Here is a 17972-nt window from a genome sequence, read left to right on the forward strand (position 1 = left end):
GAGTGGTCCGCGTCACCTGTCCTTCGGCTTGGTGACTGCTTTGAGAATCTTATAAAAACCTTTTGTGACAGGGCTCGGCCAAGCCAATGAAAAACGCCCGGCTGCATTTCTGCAACCGGGCGTTTGAAACGCTAGAACCAGACGAGAGGCCTAGCCGACGATTTCGTCTTCGTTGAAGAAATAGGCGATTTCAATCGCTGCATTTTCTTCGCTGTCCGAACCGTGGACGGTGTTGGCTTCGAGGCTTTCGGCCAGTTCCTTGCGGATCGTGCCCGGAGCGGCGTCTGCAGGATTGGTCGCGCCCATGATGTCGCGGTTCGCCTGCATCGCATTTTCGCCTTCGAGCACCTGGACGACGCACGGGCCGCTGATCATGAAATCGACCAGCTCGCCGAAGAAGGGACGGTCCTTGTGCACCGCGTAAAAGCCTTCGGCCTGTTCGCGAGTCATGTGGATGCGCTTGGACGCGACGACGCGCAGACCGGCTTCTTCCAGCATCTTGGTGACAGCGCCGGTGATGTTGCGACGGGTCGCATCGGGTTTGATGATCGAGAATGTCCGTGTCACGGCCATGATAAAGCTCCATAAATGTAGGGATAGTCAAAAGTTGCGCCGCCCTTAGCCGCTGCACTGCACCATGGCAAGTTTTCGATTCGGCCTAGTTTTGCGCACCCGCCACAATCGTACCGGTGACGCCGCCGTCCGGCGATTTTGTGACGGAAACATGCAAGCCCTCGCCTTTCGCCCGTTCGCCGCCAATCATCTGCATATCGCCGGACTTGATCTCTGTTTTCACCGCGATTCCCCGGGCCTCCATCTGCTTGCGATAGAATTCTATCACTTCATCCGCACTGTCCCCGGTCCGGAACACAAGCATCGCACCCGATTTGCCCTCACCCATTCCGGACATGCTGGTCTGGATATCGGCACCGGGATAAAGTTTAATATCAAAAGGCAGGTCGTTGGCTGCCTTGTCGCCCGTGGCGATGCGCACCTCATCCTCGCCAGACCTGATCACAGTCTCGCTATTTTCCTCGTCGCCACGGATCGAATAGCTGCCCTTGTTGCCATCGCCATCGTCGAAGGAACTGGCGGCTCTTTCGTTCTCATTGCTGCCGCAGGCGGCAAGAACAAGGGTCACGGACAGAATCAGAAATCTACACATGGGACAGGCTCCGGTTTGCTGGTGCGACCGGTCCGCAAAATAGCGAAGATCCATGCTATTGGCAAATCACGGCCCTTCGACCCAGCGCCCTCCGTACTGTTTCCAGTAGCGCGGGGTGACCTCTTCCCGAGCCTTCAGCTCCCGCCAGACGGTTCGGGCATGATCAATCTGATCGGGGACAAACAGGAAGAAGGCCCGCTCGAAATCCAGCGCACCGTCCCGCCACAAGCCGTCCGACAGAATGATATAGGATGCGCCGTTCGCTGCCGCGCACTGATCGGAAATCAGAATCGGTTGCTCGGCCTCCCTCCCGGAGCCGGCAAAGTCGTGCGCAAGAAAGCTGGCCGGGTCGGTGCTCCAAAGCGCATCGCTGAGCGCGCTACGACGGCTTTCGTCCTGCGCCAGCAACAGCAGCCTTTTGCCCACGTCCAGCGACTTGCTCGCCAGCATCGGTACCAGCTTGTCCGCCGGATCGCGGGTCAGGTGATAGAAATCAACCTGCACCGCGCGCCTTTCCAGCCTGGGCTTGTCGCATGGCTAAACCGCATCAGTCTTCGAAATTGTCGGCGACATACTGGTTCAGCAGCCGCACGCCGTAACCGGTCGCGCCCTTGTCCCAGACCGGGCTCGGCTTGTCCGCCCAGACCATGCCGGCAATATCGAGATGCGCCCATTTCACGCCATCCTTGACGAACCGCTTGAGGAATTGCGCCGCCGTGATCGAGCCGGCACCGCGCGGCCCGACGTTTTTCATGTCGGCGATCGGCGAGTTGATCAGCTTGTCATAGGCCGGACCAACCGGAAGCCGCCACAGCGGATCACCGGCATCCTTGCCCGCATCGATCAGATCTTCTGCGAGATCATCATCATTGCTGAAACAACCGGCATGTTCATTGCCGAGCGCGATTATCATCGCACCGGTCAGGGTCGCCAGATCGATCAGCACGTCCGGTTTGAACATTTCCTGGGTCCAGTGCATTGCGTCGCACAGCACCAGCCGCCCTTCGGCGTCGGTGTTGATCACTTCGATGGTCTGGCCGTTCATACTGGTGACAACATCACCGGGACGCTGCGCCTTGCCATCCGGCATATTCTCGACCAGTCCGCAAACACCGACGACATGCGCCTTGGCCTTGCGACCCGCCAGGGCCTTCATGGTTCCGGCCACGGCGCCAGCGCCGCCCATGTCCCATTTCATCTCTTCCATGCCGGCACCCGGTTTTAGCGAAATCCCGCCGGTGTCAAAGGTAACGCCCTTACCCACCAGCGCGAGCGGTTTCTCCTGTTCGCCATTGGTACCGTCCCAACGCATGGCCAAAAGCCGTGGAGGACGTTCGGACCCCTGCGAAACCCCGAGCAGCGCGCCCATGCCGAGCTTTTCCATTTCTTCCCAGCCGAGCACGGTGAATTCGACACCCAGTTCTTTCAGTTCTTCGCAACGAGCGACGAAACTTTCGGGGTAGATAGCGTTGGCCGGTTCGGCGACCAGTTCGCGGGTCAGCGCGACACCGTCAGCAACCGCGGACAAGTCCGTCCAGGTTTTGGCGGTCTCCAGATCCCGGTCGAGCACAGTGATTGTCTGCAGTGTAACCTTCTGCTTTTCCGGCATGGTTGTGCGGTATTTGTCATGCCGCCAGCTGCGCAATTTCGCGCCGAAGAGCAATTTGGCGAGCCGCTCCTGATCGAGACCCGACGGTTCGATGACCGCATGTTTCGCGCCGGATGTCAGGATTTTGGCAATGGCCGAACCACCGGCCGATTCGGCATTATTGGCCTTGCCCTTGCCCAGTCCGGTCAAGATGATCCGCTGGACGGTGCCCGCCTCGGTAACGAAAATCTCGAAAACCTCGCCCAGCTTGCCGGAAAATCGGGCGGCTTCTGCCCCCGCCTTGACGGTATTTGCTTGTTCAAGCCTGAGCTCGAAATCGTTCAGTCCATTCTCGGCGATAGCAAAGATAATCGCATCAGCATTCGCGGGGCGCTCGTTGGCAAAGTTGAAATTCATTGGAAAACTGTCCCTATTTTCAAGTTTTAAGGAGTGAAGCGTCTGATTGGCTCACTCGTCGATCCGACTCAAAGACGAATGGACCGACATTTATCCTGTCGTGAGCCGTTGCTGCACCGTCTGGGTTTTCCGGTCAAGCATCTGTTCATCAGATTATGGCAAAGAAAATTTGCAGACAAGGCAAACTGGTGCAATAGGCGTTCGGAAGGTGGACAGTGCAATATTCAATGCCGTCCGAAATGGGGCTAAAAAGCAGGTTGAGCCAGTCGATGAAATCTTCATTCGCCCTTGTCACCCTGGGTCTGGCTGCTGCAATTCCGTCTGCTGCCATAGGGCAGTCGCAAAATGACGAAGCGGTTGCCTCTGACCAGCAAACCAATGAAATCGCATTTAGCGCCGACAGCATCGACTATGATTTCGAGAATGATCTGGTCACGGCCAAGGGCAATGTCCTGCTCAACCGGGACGGATATCAACTGCGTGCCGATCAGGTTCTGTGGAACCGGAAGACCGGCGCCGTCGTAGCTGAGGGAAGTATAAAGTCGACCAGCCCCGATGGCGACGTCGCCTATGGCGACCGTATCGAGCTGACCGACAGCCTGCGGGATGGTGCGATCGACAATCTTCTGCTCGTTCTGGAAGACGGCAGCCGTCTGGCGGCGCAGCGCAGCGAACGGTTCACCGACGGCTCGATTGCGCTGCACAGCGCTGCCTACACCGCATGCGCCGTGACAACCGAAGAAGGATGTCCGAAAAATCCAAGCTGGCAGATCAAGGCCGTCAAGGTGCTCTACGACCCGGTTAGGAAGCGGGTCAGGTATCAGGGCGCCCGGATCGAGATTTTCGGACTGCCGGTCATTCCCCTGCCCGGTCTTTCCCATCCGGTTAGCGATGAAAACCGCAGCGGCCTTCTTGTACCGGACATTAAGTTCGACACGGTCAACGGCGTGGGAATTACCGTGCCCTATTATTTCAGCATCGCGCCCAATCAGGATGCAACGGTTACCGCCCAGGTCTTTACCGATGTAGCCCCGCTGGTCAGCGGCACTTTTCGCAGTCTGGATGACAAGGGCGCTTTCCAACTCACCGGATATGCCACCTATGGCTCCCGTATTCCGACCGGTGCAACCCAGGCGGTGCCGAACGCCGAAAAGGATTTCCGCGGCTATTTCGCGACCAGCGGCCGGTTCCGGCTGGATGACGAATGGACGATTTCGCAATCCGCCCGCATCGTGTCCGATCGTACCTTTCTGCGGCGCTATGACATTAGCGATGACGATAGCCTGCGCTCGACGATCAATGTCGAACGGATCAGCGACAGCAGCTATTTCTCTCTGGCTGGCTGGGCCTTCCAGACGTTGCGGGTGAATGACCCGCAAAATCGGGTTCCAGTGGCCCTGCCGGTAATCGATTATCGCAAGCGTTTCGACGATCCCGTTCTTGGCGGCCGGCTTGAAGTGCAGGCCAACAGCCTGGCAATCGGGCGCTCCGAGGGTCAGGACACACAGCGCGCCTTTGGTTCTGCCCGCTGGGACATGCGAAAACTGACCGACTGGGGACAGGAAATCACCTTCACCGGTCTTGTTCGTGGAGATGTCTATCATAGTGACGACAATGCCCTCAACGACACCGATATCTATCGGGGCCAGAGTGGTTGGCAGACCCGTGCCATTGCAACGGCGGCGATCGATGTAAAATGGCCACTGATCGGGGAAGCTTTTGGCGGCACCCAGACGATCACGCCAAGATTCCAGATTGTAGCGACACCTGGTCTTTCCAATCTCTCGGTTCCCAACGAGGATTCCCGCGCCGTTGATCTGGAAGATACCAATCTTTTCTCGCTCAACCGTTTCCCCGGCTATGATCGCTACGAAGATAATGTCCGCGCGACTTACGGAATGGAATGGGAAGTCAATCGGCCCAATCTACAGGTAAATATGATCGTCGGTCAGAGCTACCGGCTCGAAAACAACAATAATATCGTGCCAGAAGGTACCGGCCTGTCAGACCGTTTTTCCGATATTGTCGGACGCACCAGCGTGCGGTTCAAGGATATCGTCAAGTTCACCCACCGTTACCGGCTCGACAAGGATAATCTGGCGATCCGGCGAAACGAGATCGATGCTACCATCGGTTCAAAAGAAACTTATGCTCAGATCGGCTATCTGCGCCTGAACCGGAATATCGGCCTTGAGCTGGAAGATTTGCGGGACCGCGAGGAAGTGCGCGTCGGCGGACGCTATCAGATTGACAATTACTGGTCGGTTTTCGGGTCGGCGATCATCGACCTGACCGATCGCAGCGAAGACCCGGTCTCGGTAGCCGATGGCTTTGATCCTGTTCGGCACCGGCTCGGCATCGCCTATGACGACGGCTGCCTTTCGATGGGCGTGACATGGCGCTATGACTATGAAGATACCGGAGACGCGCGAAGTGGCAGTACCTTCCTGTTCCAGCTAGCCTTGCGCAATCTGGGTGTGTAGAGGTCTTTCCGGCGGGTCGGTCCACTCATATTCGGTTCAGCAGATATTTGCTATTTGCTTCGTAAAATTTACTCTGTGTAGTTGAGAAGAAACAAAAGATGAATGTATTGAGCATGAAAATCCAGGGCTTGAAGACCAAGGCTATCCTGACCGCAGCGCTTGTCGTCGCAGGAGCGTCTCCATCCGTCAGCCAGACGGTCGCAGATACATCGCTACCACAGAGCGGACTGGATATTCCGGACGAACTGACAATATTCGGCAATAATGATCCGAATGTTCGCCGCGCTACCGCGATCGTCAACGGAGACATCATCACCGGTACCGATGTTGGCCATCGTCTCGCCCTGATCGTTGCAGCCAATGGCGGCGAAGTTGCGGAAGAAGAAAAACAGCGGCTGCGGCTCCAGGTATTGCGTAATCTGATCGATGAAACGCTGCAGATCCAGGAAGCAGAAGCCAATGAAATCGTCATCGCGCCCGAGGAAGTGGAAGCCACGTTCCGCCAGGTTGCACAGCAGAATTTCAAACAGGATCTCGGTGCATTCGACCAGTATCTGCGCTCGCAGGGTTCGTCTTCGGACACATTGAAACGCCAGATCAAGGGCGAGCTGGCCTGGAGCCGTCTGCTACGGCGCAATATCCAGCCGTTCATCAATGTCGGCGATGAAGAGGTCAACGCCATTATCGAACGGCTGAATGCTTCAAAAGGCACCAGCGAGTTTCGCATCGGTGAAATCTACATGTCGGCAAATCAGGAAACCGCCGAGCAGGTCGCTGGCAATATGCTCAAGATTCTGGAACAGATCCGCGCCGGGGGTTCCTTCGTTGCCTATGCACGCCAGTTCTCGGAAGCTTCAACCGCTGCAACAGGCGGCGATCTGGGCTGGGTGAGGCCGGCGCAATTGCCACCGACCCTTGCCCAGGCAGCAGAGCAGATGCAGGTGGGACAGGTTGTCGGTCCGATCGAAGTCCCGGGCGGCTTCTCCATCCTTTACCTGATTGATTCGCGGCAAGTACTAACCGCGGACCCGCGCAACGCGCTGCTCAGCCTCAAACAGCTGGCGATCGAATTCCCGCCGGGCATTACCGAAGAACAGGCGTCTGCGCGAGCCGCAAAATTTGCTTCGGAGACGCAGGCGATCAAGGGCTGCGGCGCGGCCAACGAAGTGGCTGCCAAGCTCGGCGCCAGCGTGGTCGATAATGACCAGGTAAGGCTCCGCGATCTTCCGGCTGCCTTGCAGGGCACCATCGGACAGCTGCAAATCGGTCAAGCAAGCCAGCCATTCGGCTCGGTCGAAGACGGTGTCCGTGTGCTCATCCTCTGCGGACGCGATGACCCGCAGAGCGCGGCTGCACCATCCTTTGATGCAATCATGTCCCGACTGGAAAATGACCGGGTCAACAAACGCGCGCAGATTTATCTGCGCGACTTGCGACGCGACGCCATTATCGAATATAATTAATGGCAGAGTGGAACGCCAAGCCTTTCGCCGTTTCCTGCGGAGATCCGGCTGGCGTCGGTCCCGAAATTATCGGGAAGAGCTGGCAACGGCGATCGGAAGCGGGTCTCAAGCCGTTTTTTGCAATCGGAAATATCGCCGACTTTGAGAAACTTGCCGGCATTCCGGTCCGGAAAATTGAACAACCGTCGGAAACAATTGGCACATTCGGAGAAGCCTTGCCGGTGTTTCATATCCATGACGCCGCCGCCGCCATTCCGGGCAAGGCGACTTTGGACAGCGCGCAATGTTCGCTGCACGCGCTCGAGATTGCCTGCGGACTGGCGCGCTCGGGCGATGCCGGCGCGGTCATCACCGCTCCTGTATCCAAGACGCAGTTGTACGAGGTGGGCTTCCGCTATCCCGGCCAGACCGAATTTGTCTCGGAGCGTTGCGGCATCGCAAGAGAGAATGCCGTGATGATGCTGGCTGGCCCCAGCTTGCGGGTGATTCCAATGACGACCCATATCGCCCTGAAAGACGTGCCGGAGCAGTTGACGGGCCCGCTGATCATCGCCCGCGCCCGGGCGGCCGAGAAAGCGCTGATCCGCAATTTCGGCATCGAAAAACCCCGCCTCGCGGTGGCAGGACTCAATCCGCACGCTGGCGAAAACGGCAATCTCGGCGACGAAGAACAACGGATCATGCAACCGGCAATCGATACGCTGCGCAACGACGGCATGGATATCAGCGATCCTATGCCGGCCGACACGATGTTCCACGAGGAAGCGCGCCAGCAATATGATGTCGCTCTGTGCCCCTATCATGACCAGGCCCTGATACCGCTGAAGACCCTGCATTTTTTCGACGGCGTCAATATCACGCTCGGCCTTCCGATTGTCCGCACCTCGCCTGACCATGGCACAGCCTTTAACATCGCCGGCCAGGATATTGCCGACCCGCGTTCGATGATCGCGGCGATCCAGATGGCCGCAACCGCGGTTGCCAACCGACAGATGCACGACCATTGAACCAGCCTGCTGCCCTGCCCCCGCTGCGGGAGGTGATCAGGAAGCACGGCCTGACCGCGAGCAAAGCGCTGGGCCAGAATTTCCTGTTCGACATGCAGCTTCTCGACCGGATCGCTGCGGTCCCGGGCAGTCTGGACGGCCAGTCCGTCTTTGAAGTCGGCCCCGGTCCCGGCGGCCTGACCCGCGCCCTCTTGCAAGCCGGTGCCCAGGTGACCGCGGTGGAACGGGACGAACGCTGCCTGCCCGCCCTGTCCGAACTGTCCGGTCATTTCCCGGACAAGCTGACGCTGATCAACGACGATGCGCTCGCGCTGGACCATGGCAGCCTGTTCGAGGGTCCGTTCCATATCCTGTCCAATCTGCCTTATAATGTCGGTTCGGCGCTGCTCGTGAAATGGCTCTCCGCGCCGCAATGGCCACCGCAATGGCAGTCGCTGACCCTGATGTTCCAGCGCGAGGTCGCCGACCGAATCGTCGCAGAACCCGGCTCAAGCGCCTATGGCCGCCTGTCGATCCTCGCCCAGTGGCGCAGCACGGCCAAGCTCGCCATGACCGTCCACCGCTCGGCCTTCACGCCGCCGCCCAAGGTCATGTCGGCGGTCGTCCATATCACGCCCGCGGCGCAGCCCGAAGGCGTCGACTTCGCCAAGCTGGAAGTCCTGACGCAGACCGCCTTCAGCCAGCGGCGCAAGATGCTGCGGCAAAGCCTGAAGAAACTGCCCGGCGGCCTCGAAGCGCTCGAACAGGCCGGGATCGACAGCCAGCGCCGCCCCGAGACCCTTGCCGTCTCCGAGTTCGTCGAACTCGCCCGGCGGCTCTCCTAGCCCGCCGCTTTCAGCTTCCGCCGATAGGAGTGCAGCAGCGGTTCGGTATAGCCGCTCGGCTGCTCGACACCCTTGAACACCAGATCGCGCGCCGCCTGGAACGCCAGACTGTCGTCCGGATTGGGCGCCATCGGCCGGTACAGAGGATCGCCCGCATTCTGCCCGTCGACCTTGGCCGCCATGCGCAGCAGCGCGGCATCGACCTGCTCGGGCGAACAGACGCCGTGCAGCATCCAGTTGGCCATATGCTGTGAGGAAATCCGCAGCGTCGCGCGGTCTTCCATCAACCCGACATCATTGATGTCGGGAACCTTGGAGCAGCCGATGCCCTGATCGATCCAGCGGACCACATAGCCCAAAATGCCCTGCGCATTATTGTCCAGCTCATGCTCGATTTCTGCATCCGACCAGTTGTGGCCGTCGGCCAACGGAATGGTCAGCAACTTGTCGAGCGGCGCAATGCCGTCAGCCGCCACTTCTTTCTGCCGGTCGAAAACATTGACCCGGTGATAGTGGATCGCGTGCAGCGTCGCCGCCGTCGGGCTGGGCACCCAGGCGGTGTTGGCGCCGGTCATCGGATGGCCGATTTTCTGTTCCATCATGTCGGCCATCATGTCGGGCGCGGCCCACATGCCCTTGCCGATCTGCGCCTTGCCGGACATGCCGCAAGCCAGGCCGATGGCGACGTTTCGCTGTTCATAGGCGGTGATCCAGTCGCTTGTCTTGATATCGCCCTTGGCCAGCATCGCGCCCGCCTGCATCGAGGTGTGGATTTCGTCGCCGGTCCGGTCGAGGAATCCGGTGTTGATGAACACGACCCGGTCCTTCACCGCATGGATGCAGGCGGCGAGATTGGCGGATGTCCGGCGTTCTTCGTCCATCACGCCGACCTTGATCGTGTGACGGTCGAGGCCGAGCAGATCTTCGACCGCATCAAAGAGATCGTTGGTGAAGGCGCATTCTTCCGGTCCGTGCATCTTCGGCTTCACGATATAGATGGATCCGGCGCGGCTGTTGCGCAGTTCGCCCAGTCCCTTGAGATCGTGCATCGCGATCAGGCTGGTGAACACGCCGTCGAGCAGACCTTCCGGCGCTTCCGATCCGTCGGCCAGCAGGACCGCGGGGTTGCTCATCAGATGCCCGACATTGCGGACAAACATCAGGCTGCGACCCGGCAGGGTGAAAGCCTTGCCCTCGGGATCGACATAGTCGCGATCCGGATTGGCCTTGCGCTCGACCGTCTTGCCGCCCTTTTCGAAGGACGCATCGAGATCGCCGCGCATCAGGCCGAGCCAGTTTGTATAGGCCAGAACCTTGTCCTCTGCGTCGACAGCCGCGACCGAATCTTCCATGTCGATGATCGTGGTCAGCGCCGCTTCCATGAGAACATCGGCGATATGGGCCGGGTCATCCTTGCCGATCGGGTGCGCCGGATCGATGACGATTTCGGCGTGCAGCCCGTTATGCTTGAGCAGCAGCGACTGGCCGTTACGGCCAACCAGCTGCGACGGATCGGCCAAGGCAGGCTCGCCACCGGCATAATCGGTCCATGATCCGCTCGACAGAGGGAAAGCTTCATCGAGAAAGGCTTTTGCCGCCTTGATAACCGCAGCGCCGCGCTCCGGATCATAGCCGCCGGGCTTGGCCGGTGGCGCGTCGAGCGCGTCAGTGCCGTAGAAAGCGTCATAAAGGCTGCCCCAGCGCGCGTTGGCGGCATTCAGAACGAAGCGATCGTTGAGCGAAGGTACCACCAGTTGCGGTCCGGCCATGGTCGCGATTTCGGGATCGACATTTTCCGTCGTGATGGAAAAAGCCGCCGGTTCTTCAACCAGATAGCCGATGTCCTTCAGAAAGTTCTGATATTCAATCTGATCAATCGGCTGGCCCTTGTGGTCGATATGCCAAGCATCGATCTGCGCCTGCAGCGTCTCGCGCTTCGCCAGAAGCTCCGCACTGCGCGGCGCGAATTTTCCGAGGAGATCGGCAAATCCGGCCCAGAATTTAGCCCCGTCCACCCCGGTTCCCGGCAGCGCGCGATCGTTGATAAAATCGAGCAGTTCCTGCGCGATCTGGATATTGTTCTGGCTGATATATTCGGACATGATAATTCCTCGTTCACATGCATTTTCCCGCAGCATAGAAACTACACCAGGGGCGTTCAAATTGTTCCGGGGAGGACTCGCTGCCGTCTATGACGGCTCTTTTTCGCCCTGTAAATGGGATGGCCCATCGGAGCTGCGAAAAAGGATAATGCCGGAGATGAACTTGACAAACTTTACACTGTTATGAAAATTTTTCCTTTTCCTGCGATTGCTCATTAGAGGCCATTGCAAACCAACTGAATTTCCGTCCATTTTTTGCCATTGACGGAATTTGTGACAAAGGAGGAAAAGGACGAACGGGCGAGATTAAACATGGGAAAATCCTTTTGAAACGGCACGGCAAGGCCTCTGCGGACTTCGGATTGCAACCATAACGGTGCCCCGCACTGTAGGACAGCGTTTTTCCCCGTGACAGAGCGACTGGCATGGACTCACGACAAATGCTATCGGTTTCAAATGAAAGCAGATTCCTCCTCCGAGATGACAATATTGGAAAAGGCCAACGACCTGCCGCTTTTGCCGCGCACGCTCGAATGGGCGAAGGTCAATAGCGGCACCACCAATCTCGATGGCCTGGCGACCGTCGCAGCCATGCTCGCGGACGCATTTTCTGTGTTGCCGGGAGAGACCAGCCTGATCGATCCCGAACCGGTCGAGGCGGTGCGCGCGGACGGCACGGTCGACCAGATAAGGCGCGGCCGGCATCTGGTCACTTCGGTGCGACCCGAAGCGCCGGTGCGTCTGCTGCTGACCGGCCATATGGACACGGTTTTTGCGGCGGATCACCCGTTCCAGCAGATCGTCGAGCTGGAAAGCGGCATTTTGAACGGCCCGGGCCTCGCCGACATGAAGGGCGGTCTTTCCGTCATGCTCGGCGCGCTGCAATTGCTCGAGCAAAGCGAATATGCCAGCCGGATCGGCTATGACGTGATGATCAACAGCGACGAGGAAGTGGGTTCCGGATCTTCGGCAGCGCTGATCAGGCGACTGGCCAAGGGCAAGACCGCCGCCCTCACCTACGAACCCGCCCTGCCCGACGGTACGCTGGCCGGAGAACGCGGCGGCAGCGGCAATTTTTCTATCATCTTCACCGGCAAGAGCGCGCATGCCGGACGCAATCCCGACGAGGGCCGCAACGCACTGGTCGCGGCAGCGGACATGGCGGTGCGGCTGAAAGCGCTGCACCGCGAGGGGTTGAGCGTCAATCCGGCGAAGATCGACGGTGGCGGACCGAATAATTCGGTTCCCGACCATGCCATATTGCGCGTCAACTTCCGGCCGAAGACGCTGGAAGATCAGGCTGTAGCGCAAAAGGCTCTCGACCAGATGGTCTCAGATATCGCGAAACTGCATGATGTCGGCGTTCATTGCCACGGCGGCTTTGGCCGCCCGCCCAAGCCGATTGACCCGCAGGCGGAAAGGCTGTTCGGCCTTGTGAAGCAATGCGGCGCAGAGTTGGGTCTGGATATCCGCTGGCGCGGCACCGGCGGGGTTTGCGACGGCAATAATATCGCAGCCTGCGGTATCCCGGTGGTGGATACGATGGGCGTGCGCGGCGGGGCGATCCACAGCGCCGACGAATATCTGATCACGGACAGTCTGGTCGAACGGACACAATTATCGGCGCTGACGATCATGCGGATCGCCGAAAAAGGAGGATTATGAGTTTCCGGATACGCGCGGCGCGGGTCGATGATCTGCAGCATCTCTACGAAATGGCGAAACTGACCGGCGGCGGCTTTACCAACCTGCCGGCCGACCGGGATTCGCTGACCCAGAAACTGGAACGATCCGAACGCGCCTATCAGAATGACAGCAATGAACAAGGTGATGACCTGTTTGTCATGGTGCTGGAAAATGTCGAAACCGGCGCGGTGCGCGGCACCTCGCAGCTGTTCACCAAGGTCGGGCAGACCTGGCCCTTCTATTCCTATCGCCTGAGCACCCTGTCGCAGACCAGCAAGGAGCTGGACCGGACGTTCAGCGCCCAGATGCTGAGCCTGGTCACCGATCTGGAAGGCGCGAGCGAAGTCGGCGGTCTGTTCCTCCATCCCGGCGAGCGCGCCGGCGGTCTCGGCATGTTGCTGGCCCGCAGCCGCTATCTGTTCATCAAGGAACATCGCGCGCGCTTCGGTGACAAGATTTTTGCCGAACTGCGCGGGATCATCGACGAGGCGGGCGGCTCGCCCTTCTGGGACGGCCTGGCCGGCCGCTTCTTTGGCATGAGTTTTCAGGAAGCGGATTATTTCAACGCCATCCACGGCAACCAGTTCATTGCCGACCTGATGCCCAAACATCCGATCTATACCGCCATGCTGAGCGATTCCGCGCGCGCCGCGATCGGCGTGCCCCATCCCAATGGCCGGGCAGCCATGCGGATGCTGGAGAACGAGAATTTCTCCTATGACGGCTATGTCGATATTTTTGACGGTGGCCCGACAATGATCGCCCGGACCGATGATGTCACCAGCGTTCGCAAAGCAAAATCGGCAAAAATCAGCGCGCTCGGCGAAGGCGAGACGAAAGCGATCATTTCGCACGGCAAGCTCAGCGATTTTCAGGCGACCTATGCGATGCTGGGCGAGACTGACGACGGCGTGATGATCGACGAGCAGGCCGCCGCCAATATCGGCCTCTCGGTCGGCGATGAAATCCGGTATATTCCGCGATGAGCAGGCTCGTAGAAATCAATTTCGACGGGATTATCGGGCCGAGTCACAATTATGCCGGGCTGAGCCTCGGCAACATCGCCTCTTCGACCAATGCCGGCGCGACCGCCTATCCCCGTGAAGCGGCGCTGCAGGGTATCGCCAAGATGCGGCACAATCTGGAGCTGGGGCTGGCGCAGGGCTTTTTCATGCCGCTGGGCCGGCCGAACAGCGGCTGGCTGGAGTCACTCGGGACGACGATTGCGGACGCAGAGCCGCATTTGCGGGCGGCGGCTTTCTCCGCCTCCTCGATGTGGGCGGCCAATGCCGCGACCGTGTCCCCCGCACCGGATGCGCCCGACGGCAAATGCCATCTCACCGTCGCCAATCTGCAGACGATGCCGCACCGCTGCCATGAATGGCCGGGCACGTTGGCGCAATTGCAGCTGGCCTTTGCCGATCCTGAGCATTTCGCGGTGCACGCGCCCGTTCCCTCGCCATTCGGCGACGAGGGCGCGGCCAACCATATGCGGCTCTGTTCCGGGCATGACGCGCCGGGCCTCGAGATATTTGTCTATGGCAAGAGCGGCGGCCCCTTCCCCGCCCGCCAGCATATCGAGGCGAGCAAGGCGGTGGCGCGCAAGCACGGACTGGACGCGCAGCGCGTGATTTTCGCGCAGCAGGCGGAAATGGCTATCGCTGCGGGGGCCTTCCATAATGACGTCGTCGCGGTGGCCAACGAGCGGGTGCTGTTCACCCACGAACAGGCGTTCGAACAGCCCGATGCGCTTTATGAGGCGATCCGGGCCAAGCTGCCGGAGGCGGAGATCATCATCGTACCGGCCGACCGGGTCAGTCTGGCCGACGCGATAACATCCTATCTGTTCAACGCCCAGCTGGTGAGCCTGCCGGACGGCGGCGGCATGGCGCTGATCCTGCCGAGCGAGGCGCGCGAAAATGCGGCCGTCTGGACCTATCTGACCAACCTGGTGGCGGGCAATGGCCCGATCCGCCGGCTCTGCCCGGTCGATGTCCGGCAGTCGATGGCCAATGGCGGCGGCCCCGCCTGTCTGCGGCTCCGGGTGGTTGCGGATCCGGCTACGGTCGATCCGCGCTTCATGGCAACGCCGGAGAAGCTGGATATGATCGCGCGGGTGGTGAGCGAATATTGGCCGGAAGCGATCGATCCCGATCAATTGCGAGATCCGGCGCTGACCGAAAAGATCAGGCAGGCCAGAAGCCGCCTACTCGACGCTTGCCGTCGGGCCGAACTCGAAGACTGATCTTACCGCGCGACTGTCGGGTTAACTTACAGTTTACCATATTTCACAATAGAAAGCGCCGGTTTTCTGGGCTTGGCACAATGTTTGCTATACAATCGTCATGTGGAAAAAATTCAGACGGCTGTTCATTATCAAGACCAAGTTCGAGGCTTTCCTGATCATCTATGCGCTTGCGACCGGTGCGGTCCAGCGCGGCCAGCATTATCTGGTTGAATATCCCGGATGGGGCGGCAAGTTGCTGTTTCTGGCGGTGACCGGAGCGGTGTTCATGGCCGGGGCCAAGATGATCGAGGCCATCGACCTCAACCGGATCTACAGCTCCGAATATTGAATGCGCCGCGCAGCAGAGCCGTTTTCGCGGCGCCACTGGACTGAGGCTATGCTTCCATCTTTGCGAATGAAGTGGAAGGCTTCTGTTGCCCGGTGCCTTCCAAACCGCTGAATTCCCTTCTGTTGCCCGGTGGGTTCAACCGCGCGTAGCTTTCTAACTTATGACCGTGAGGTCAATGGGTTAGGCAGCAATAGCGAGTGCTTCGTTATCGTTTGCACTTATAGGTTTTGAGCAATCACGGCATACTCAGGCCGGGTAAAAATAACGCCTTTGAACACCCGTCGATCCTGGTTCGGCCCCATCAGCAAAAGCGCTTCGCATCGCTGCAAATCGCCTGAAATGGTGGAGCCGCCGGGTACTGCCCCCGGGTCCGTAGTGTCTATTACACATCACAATTTATCACCATAGTCCGTCGAAACGGACGCTTCCTATATAGGGATATAATTCTGAATGAACAGTGCACAGACAAGAAAAAGGGCCAACCGGCCTCCCGGTTGACCCTCCTCTAGTTCCCCAAGGGGAATTCGTAATGGCTGGGCGAATTACTGGGCGAGAACGCCTTCTTCGGCATCAGCCTTGTCTTCCAGCACATCAGCCTTGTCTTCCATCGCGTCCGCCTTGTTTTCCAGCGATTCTTCAGCCGACTCGGTCATCGCATTGTCAGCAGCTTCGTCGAGACGGTCTGCTTCCATTTCGGCTTCCTGAGCCTGCACTTCGGTTTCGGTTTCCGCACCGCTAGTGTCTTCCTGTGCACAGGCGCTGAGTGCCAGAGCTGCAGTAGAAGCGGTCAAAATCATCAATTTACGCATATTAATCCCTCGTCAATTGGAAGGAGCGAAAAAGGCTCCTCGGTCCCATCAACCCGTCGACCATCAATTGGTTCCCGCGTTTCAAAAAAATATAAAAAAAGGGCCAACCGGTTGCCCGGTTGACCCTTCTCTAGTTCCCCAGAGGGAATTTCGGTTGTTGCGAGCTTACTCGGCAACAGCTTCTTCAGCTGGTGCAGCAGCTTCGTCTGCAGGAGCAGCTTCAGCGGTTGCTTCTTCAGCGACCGGAGCAACTTCTTCAGCAGCCATGGCATCTTCAGCAGGTGCTACTTCTTCGGTAGCAACTTCGTCGGTGACAACAGCATCTTCAGCTGGAGCATTGCAAGCAGACAAAGCGAATACAGCTGCGGATGCAGCCAAAACAGCGAATTTACGCATAATAATTAGTCCCCATATCGTCGTTCAAATTGGCTGAGAATCAATCCAGCCGAGCGAGCCTATAGGATTGAAAATTCCGAATGTATCTCAAAAAATGCAGATGCCCATTATAACATTGTAATATAACGACTATTATTACAAATTTGCGGCATTTCGAATGATTTCAACCGGCCGTTTTCCGGCTACAGACATAAAAATCGTCCCTTTTGCCATGCCTGTTGTGCATCGCACAAACCAAGCTGCAAAAGGGACGATATCGCCAATCGCGAGCGTTACTTCTTCAGGCTGTCCCGGATTTCCTTCAGCAGGTCAATTTCGCTCGGACCCGGATCTGCCGCTTCTTCTTCGGCCTTCTTCATCACCTTGTTGGCGTAGCGGACAATCATGAAGATGATGAACGCCAATATGACAAAGTTGATCACCACGGTCAGGAACTGGCCCCAGCCGAGCATCGGTACGCCGGCTTCCTTCAGCGCTGCATAGTCGGTCATCGCACCGCTATAATCGGCAGGCGGCGAGCCGAGCAGGATGAACATTCCCGAGAAATCAGGCATCCCGAACAGGGCGCTGACAACCGGCATGATCACATCTTCGGTCAATGACGTGGTAATCGTTGCAAAGGCGGCGCCAATGATGACAGCGACCGCCAGATCGAGCACATTGCCCTTCAGAATAAATGCCTTGAACTCGTTTAACATAAAAATTCCCTTCCCGTTTCTAAAGCCGTGTAAATGTATGAAAAATCCAAAATTGTCGAGGGAAGTCGTTGCAAAGGCGACCATTGATACCTATTTTTACAACGTGGTGCGGCGTTTCGCCGTGTGGATGGAGGGTTTCAAAAAAATGCTGAACAAGTTGATCAAAATTCTGGTGGTGCCGGCCGTGGCCCTGTCGCTGAGCGCCTGTGGAATCAACAGCGTGCCGACAGCGGAAGAAAATGCCAAAGCCAAATGGGCTGATGTTGAAAGCACCTATCAGCGCCGCGCCGATCTTATCCCCAATCTCGTTGAGACCGTCAAAGGCTTTGCTACGCAGGAACAGGACACGCTGACCGCCGTGGTGGAAGCCCGGGCTAAAGCAACCTCGATTCAGCTCAGCGCCGATGATCTCGGCGATGCCGCGAAGGTTCAGGAATTTGCCGCCGCACAGGGTGCCCTCTCGCAAGGGCTTGGACGTTTGATGGCAACGGTGGAAGCCTATCCCGAGCTCAAATCCAACCAGAATTTCCTTGCCCTGCAAAGCCAGCTCGAAGGCACGGAAAACCGCATCAACGTAGCGCGGCGCGATTATAATGAAGCGGTCCGCGAATATAATACGACGATCCGCACCTTCCCCGATATCATCGGTGCAAAAATCATCCATGGTGCCGAACCGATGGAGCCCTTTGCTGCCACGACAGAAGGCGCGGACGAAGCGCCTGAAGTCAGCTTTTAAGAGTGACAGCTCTTCGGCCCCT

17 protein-coding genes and 1 other RNA gene are annotated in these 17972 nt (G+C 58.3%); 9 read left to right on the forward strand and 9 right to left on the reverse strand.

From position 1 onward, the window contains the following. Window positions 1-150: 150 nt before the first annotated feature. The 4 genes from ndk to ACHZCJ_RS06020 all read right to left on the reverse strand — a co-directional run bounded on the left by ndk (window position 151) and on the right by ACHZCJ_RS06020 (window position 3170). On the reverse strand, window positions 151-573 hold the full coding sequence (gene ndk / locus ACHZCJ_RS06005; protein ID WP_100095272.1) for a nucleoside-diphosphate kinase: 423 nt from the start codon (window positions 571-573) through the stop codon (window positions 151-153). An 85-nt stretch (window positions 574-658) separates the two neighbouring features. Then, entirely contained in the window at window positions 659-1165 is a 507-nt protein-coding gene (locus ACHZCJ_RS06010) for a hypothetical protein (RefSeq protein WP_321324740.1), read from the reverse strand. A gap of 66 nt (window positions 1166-1231) precedes the next feature. Next, a complete protein-coding gene (locus tag ACHZCJ_RS06015) occupies window positions 1232-1669 on the reverse strand; it encodes a DNA polymerase III subunit chi (RefSeq protein WP_321324742.1) in 438 nt (145 codons plus the stop codon). A 43-nt stretch (window positions 1670-1712) separates the two neighbouring features. Next, window positions 1713-3170 (reverse strand): leucyl aminopeptidase, encoded by a 1458-nt coding sequence (locus ACHZCJ_RS06020; protein WP_321324744.1) that lies wholly within the window; start codon window positions 3168-3170, stop codon window positions 1713-1715. Window positions 3171-3439: 269 nt separating this feature from the next. Between ACHZCJ_RS06020 and ACHZCJ_RS06025 the strand changes: the two genes are divergently transcribed. The 4 genes from ACHZCJ_RS06025 to rsmA all read left to right on the forward strand — a co-directional run bounded on the left by ACHZCJ_RS06025 (window position 3440) and on the right by rsmA (window position 8947). After that, complete coding sequence (locus ACHZCJ_RS06025; RefSeq protein ID WP_321324746.1) at window positions 3440-5653, forward strand: LPS assembly protein LptD; 2214 nt, start codon at window positions 3440-3442, stop codon at window positions 5651-5653. 98 nt (window positions 5654-5751) lie between these two features. Next, window positions 5752-7116, forward strand: a complete 1365-nt coding sequence (locus ACHZCJ_RS06030) for a peptidylprolyl isomerase (RefSeq protein ID WP_159640839.1) — start codon at window positions 5752-5754, stop codon at window positions 7114-7116. Further along, complete coding sequence (gene pdxA, locus ACHZCJ_RS06035) at window positions 7116-8123, forward strand: 4-hydroxythreonine-4-phosphate dehydrogenase PdxA (protein WP_321324749.1); 1008 nt, start codon at window positions 7116-7118, stop codon at window positions 8121-8123. Before ACHZCJ_RS06030 ends, pdxA begins: the two co-directional genes overlap by 1 nt. After that, window positions 8120-8947, forward strand: a complete 828-nt coding sequence (gene rsmA, locus ACHZCJ_RS06040) for a 16S rRNA (adenine(1518)-N(6)/adenine(1519)-N(6))-dimethyltransferase RsmA (protein ID WP_321324752.1) — start codon at window positions 8120-8122, stop codon at window positions 8945-8947. The genes pdxA and rsmA overlap by 4 nt, the downstream gene beginning before the upstream one ends. Here the strand turns inward: rsmA and ACHZCJ_RS06045 are convergent. Then, window positions 8944-11049 carry a malate synthase G gene (locus ACHZCJ_RS06045; RefSeq protein ID WP_321324753.1) on the reverse strand — a complete coding sequence of 702 codons (2106 nt, stop codon included), beginning with the start codon at window positions 11047-11049 and terminating at the stop codon, window positions 8944-8946. The two genes, rsmA and ACHZCJ_RS06045, sit on opposite strands and share 4 nt — an antisense overlap. A gap of 456 nt (window positions 11050-11505) precedes the next feature. Here ACHZCJ_RS06045 and ACHZCJ_RS06050 point away from each other — a divergent pair, with 456 nt between their 5' ends. From ACHZCJ_RS06050 to ACHZCJ_RS06065, 4 genes are all read left to right on the forward strand, one after another. Continuing rightward, window positions 11506-12714 (forward strand): hydrolase, encoded by a 1209-nt coding sequence (locus tag ACHZCJ_RS06050; protein ID WP_321324755.1) that lies wholly within the window; start codon window positions 11506-11508, stop codon window positions 12712-12714. Then, window positions 12711-13721, forward strand: coding sequence for an arginine N-succinyltransferase (locus ACHZCJ_RS06055; protein WP_321324757.1), 1011 nt, complete (start codon window positions 12711-12713; stop codon window positions 13719-13721). Before ACHZCJ_RS06050 ends, ACHZCJ_RS06055 begins: the two co-directional genes overlap by 4 nt. Then, entirely contained in the window at window positions 13718-14980 is a 1263-nt protein-coding gene (locus ACHZCJ_RS06060) for an N-succinylarginine dihydrolase (protein ID WP_321324759.1), read from the forward strand. The genes ACHZCJ_RS06055 and ACHZCJ_RS06060 overlap by 4 nt, the downstream gene beginning before the upstream one ends. Before the next feature lie 100 nt (window positions 14981-15080). Beyond that, complete coding sequence (locus ACHZCJ_RS06065; protein WP_321324761.1) at window positions 15081-15311, forward strand: hypothetical protein; 231 nt, start codon at window positions 15081-15083, stop codon at window positions 15309-15311. Window positions 15312-15381: 70 nt separating this feature from the next. Here ACHZCJ_RS06065 and ssrA read toward each other — a convergent pair. The 4 genes from ssrA to mscL form a co-directional block, all read right to left on the reverse strand. Beyond that, window positions 15382-15772: a transfer-messenger RNA gene (ssrA, locus tag ACHZCJ_RS06070) on the reverse strand. A gap of 81 nt (window positions 15773-15853) precedes the next feature. After that, window positions 15854-16120, reverse strand: coding sequence for a hypothetical protein (locus ACHZCJ_RS06075; RefSeq protein ID WP_159640815.1), 267 nt, complete (start codon window positions 16118-16120; stop codon window positions 15854-15856). A gap of 165 nt (window positions 16121-16285) precedes the next feature. Further along, window positions 16286-16516: a hypothetical protein gene (locus ACHZCJ_RS06080; RefSeq protein ID WP_159640812.1), complete on the reverse strand. Its 231-nt coding sequence runs from the start codon at window positions 16514-16516 to the stop codon at window positions 16286-16288. A 272-nt stretch (window positions 16517-16788) separates the two neighbouring features. Next, on the reverse strand, window positions 16789-17214 hold the full coding sequence (gene mscL, locus ACHZCJ_RS06085) for a large conductance mechanosensitive channel protein MscL (protein ID WP_159640809.1): 426 nt from the start codon (window positions 17212-17214) through the stop codon (window positions 16789-16791). A gap of 145 nt (window positions 17215-17359) precedes the next feature. On the opposite strand from mscL, the gene ACHZCJ_RS06090 reads away from it, so the two are divergent. Continuing rightward, the gene (locus tag ACHZCJ_RS06090) at window positions 17360-17950 is read left to right on the forward strand and encodes a LemA family protein (protein ID WP_159647838.1); all 591 of its coding nucleotides are present in this window, start codon (window positions 17360-17362) and stop codon (window positions 17948-17950) included. The last annotated feature ends 22 nt before the right edge of the window (window positions 17951-17972 follow it).

This window comes from uncultured Parasphingorhabdus sp., assembly GCF_963677535.2.
GTDB lineage: Bacteria > Pseudomonadota > Alphaproteobacteria > Sphingomonadales > Sphingomonadaceae > Parasphingorhabdus.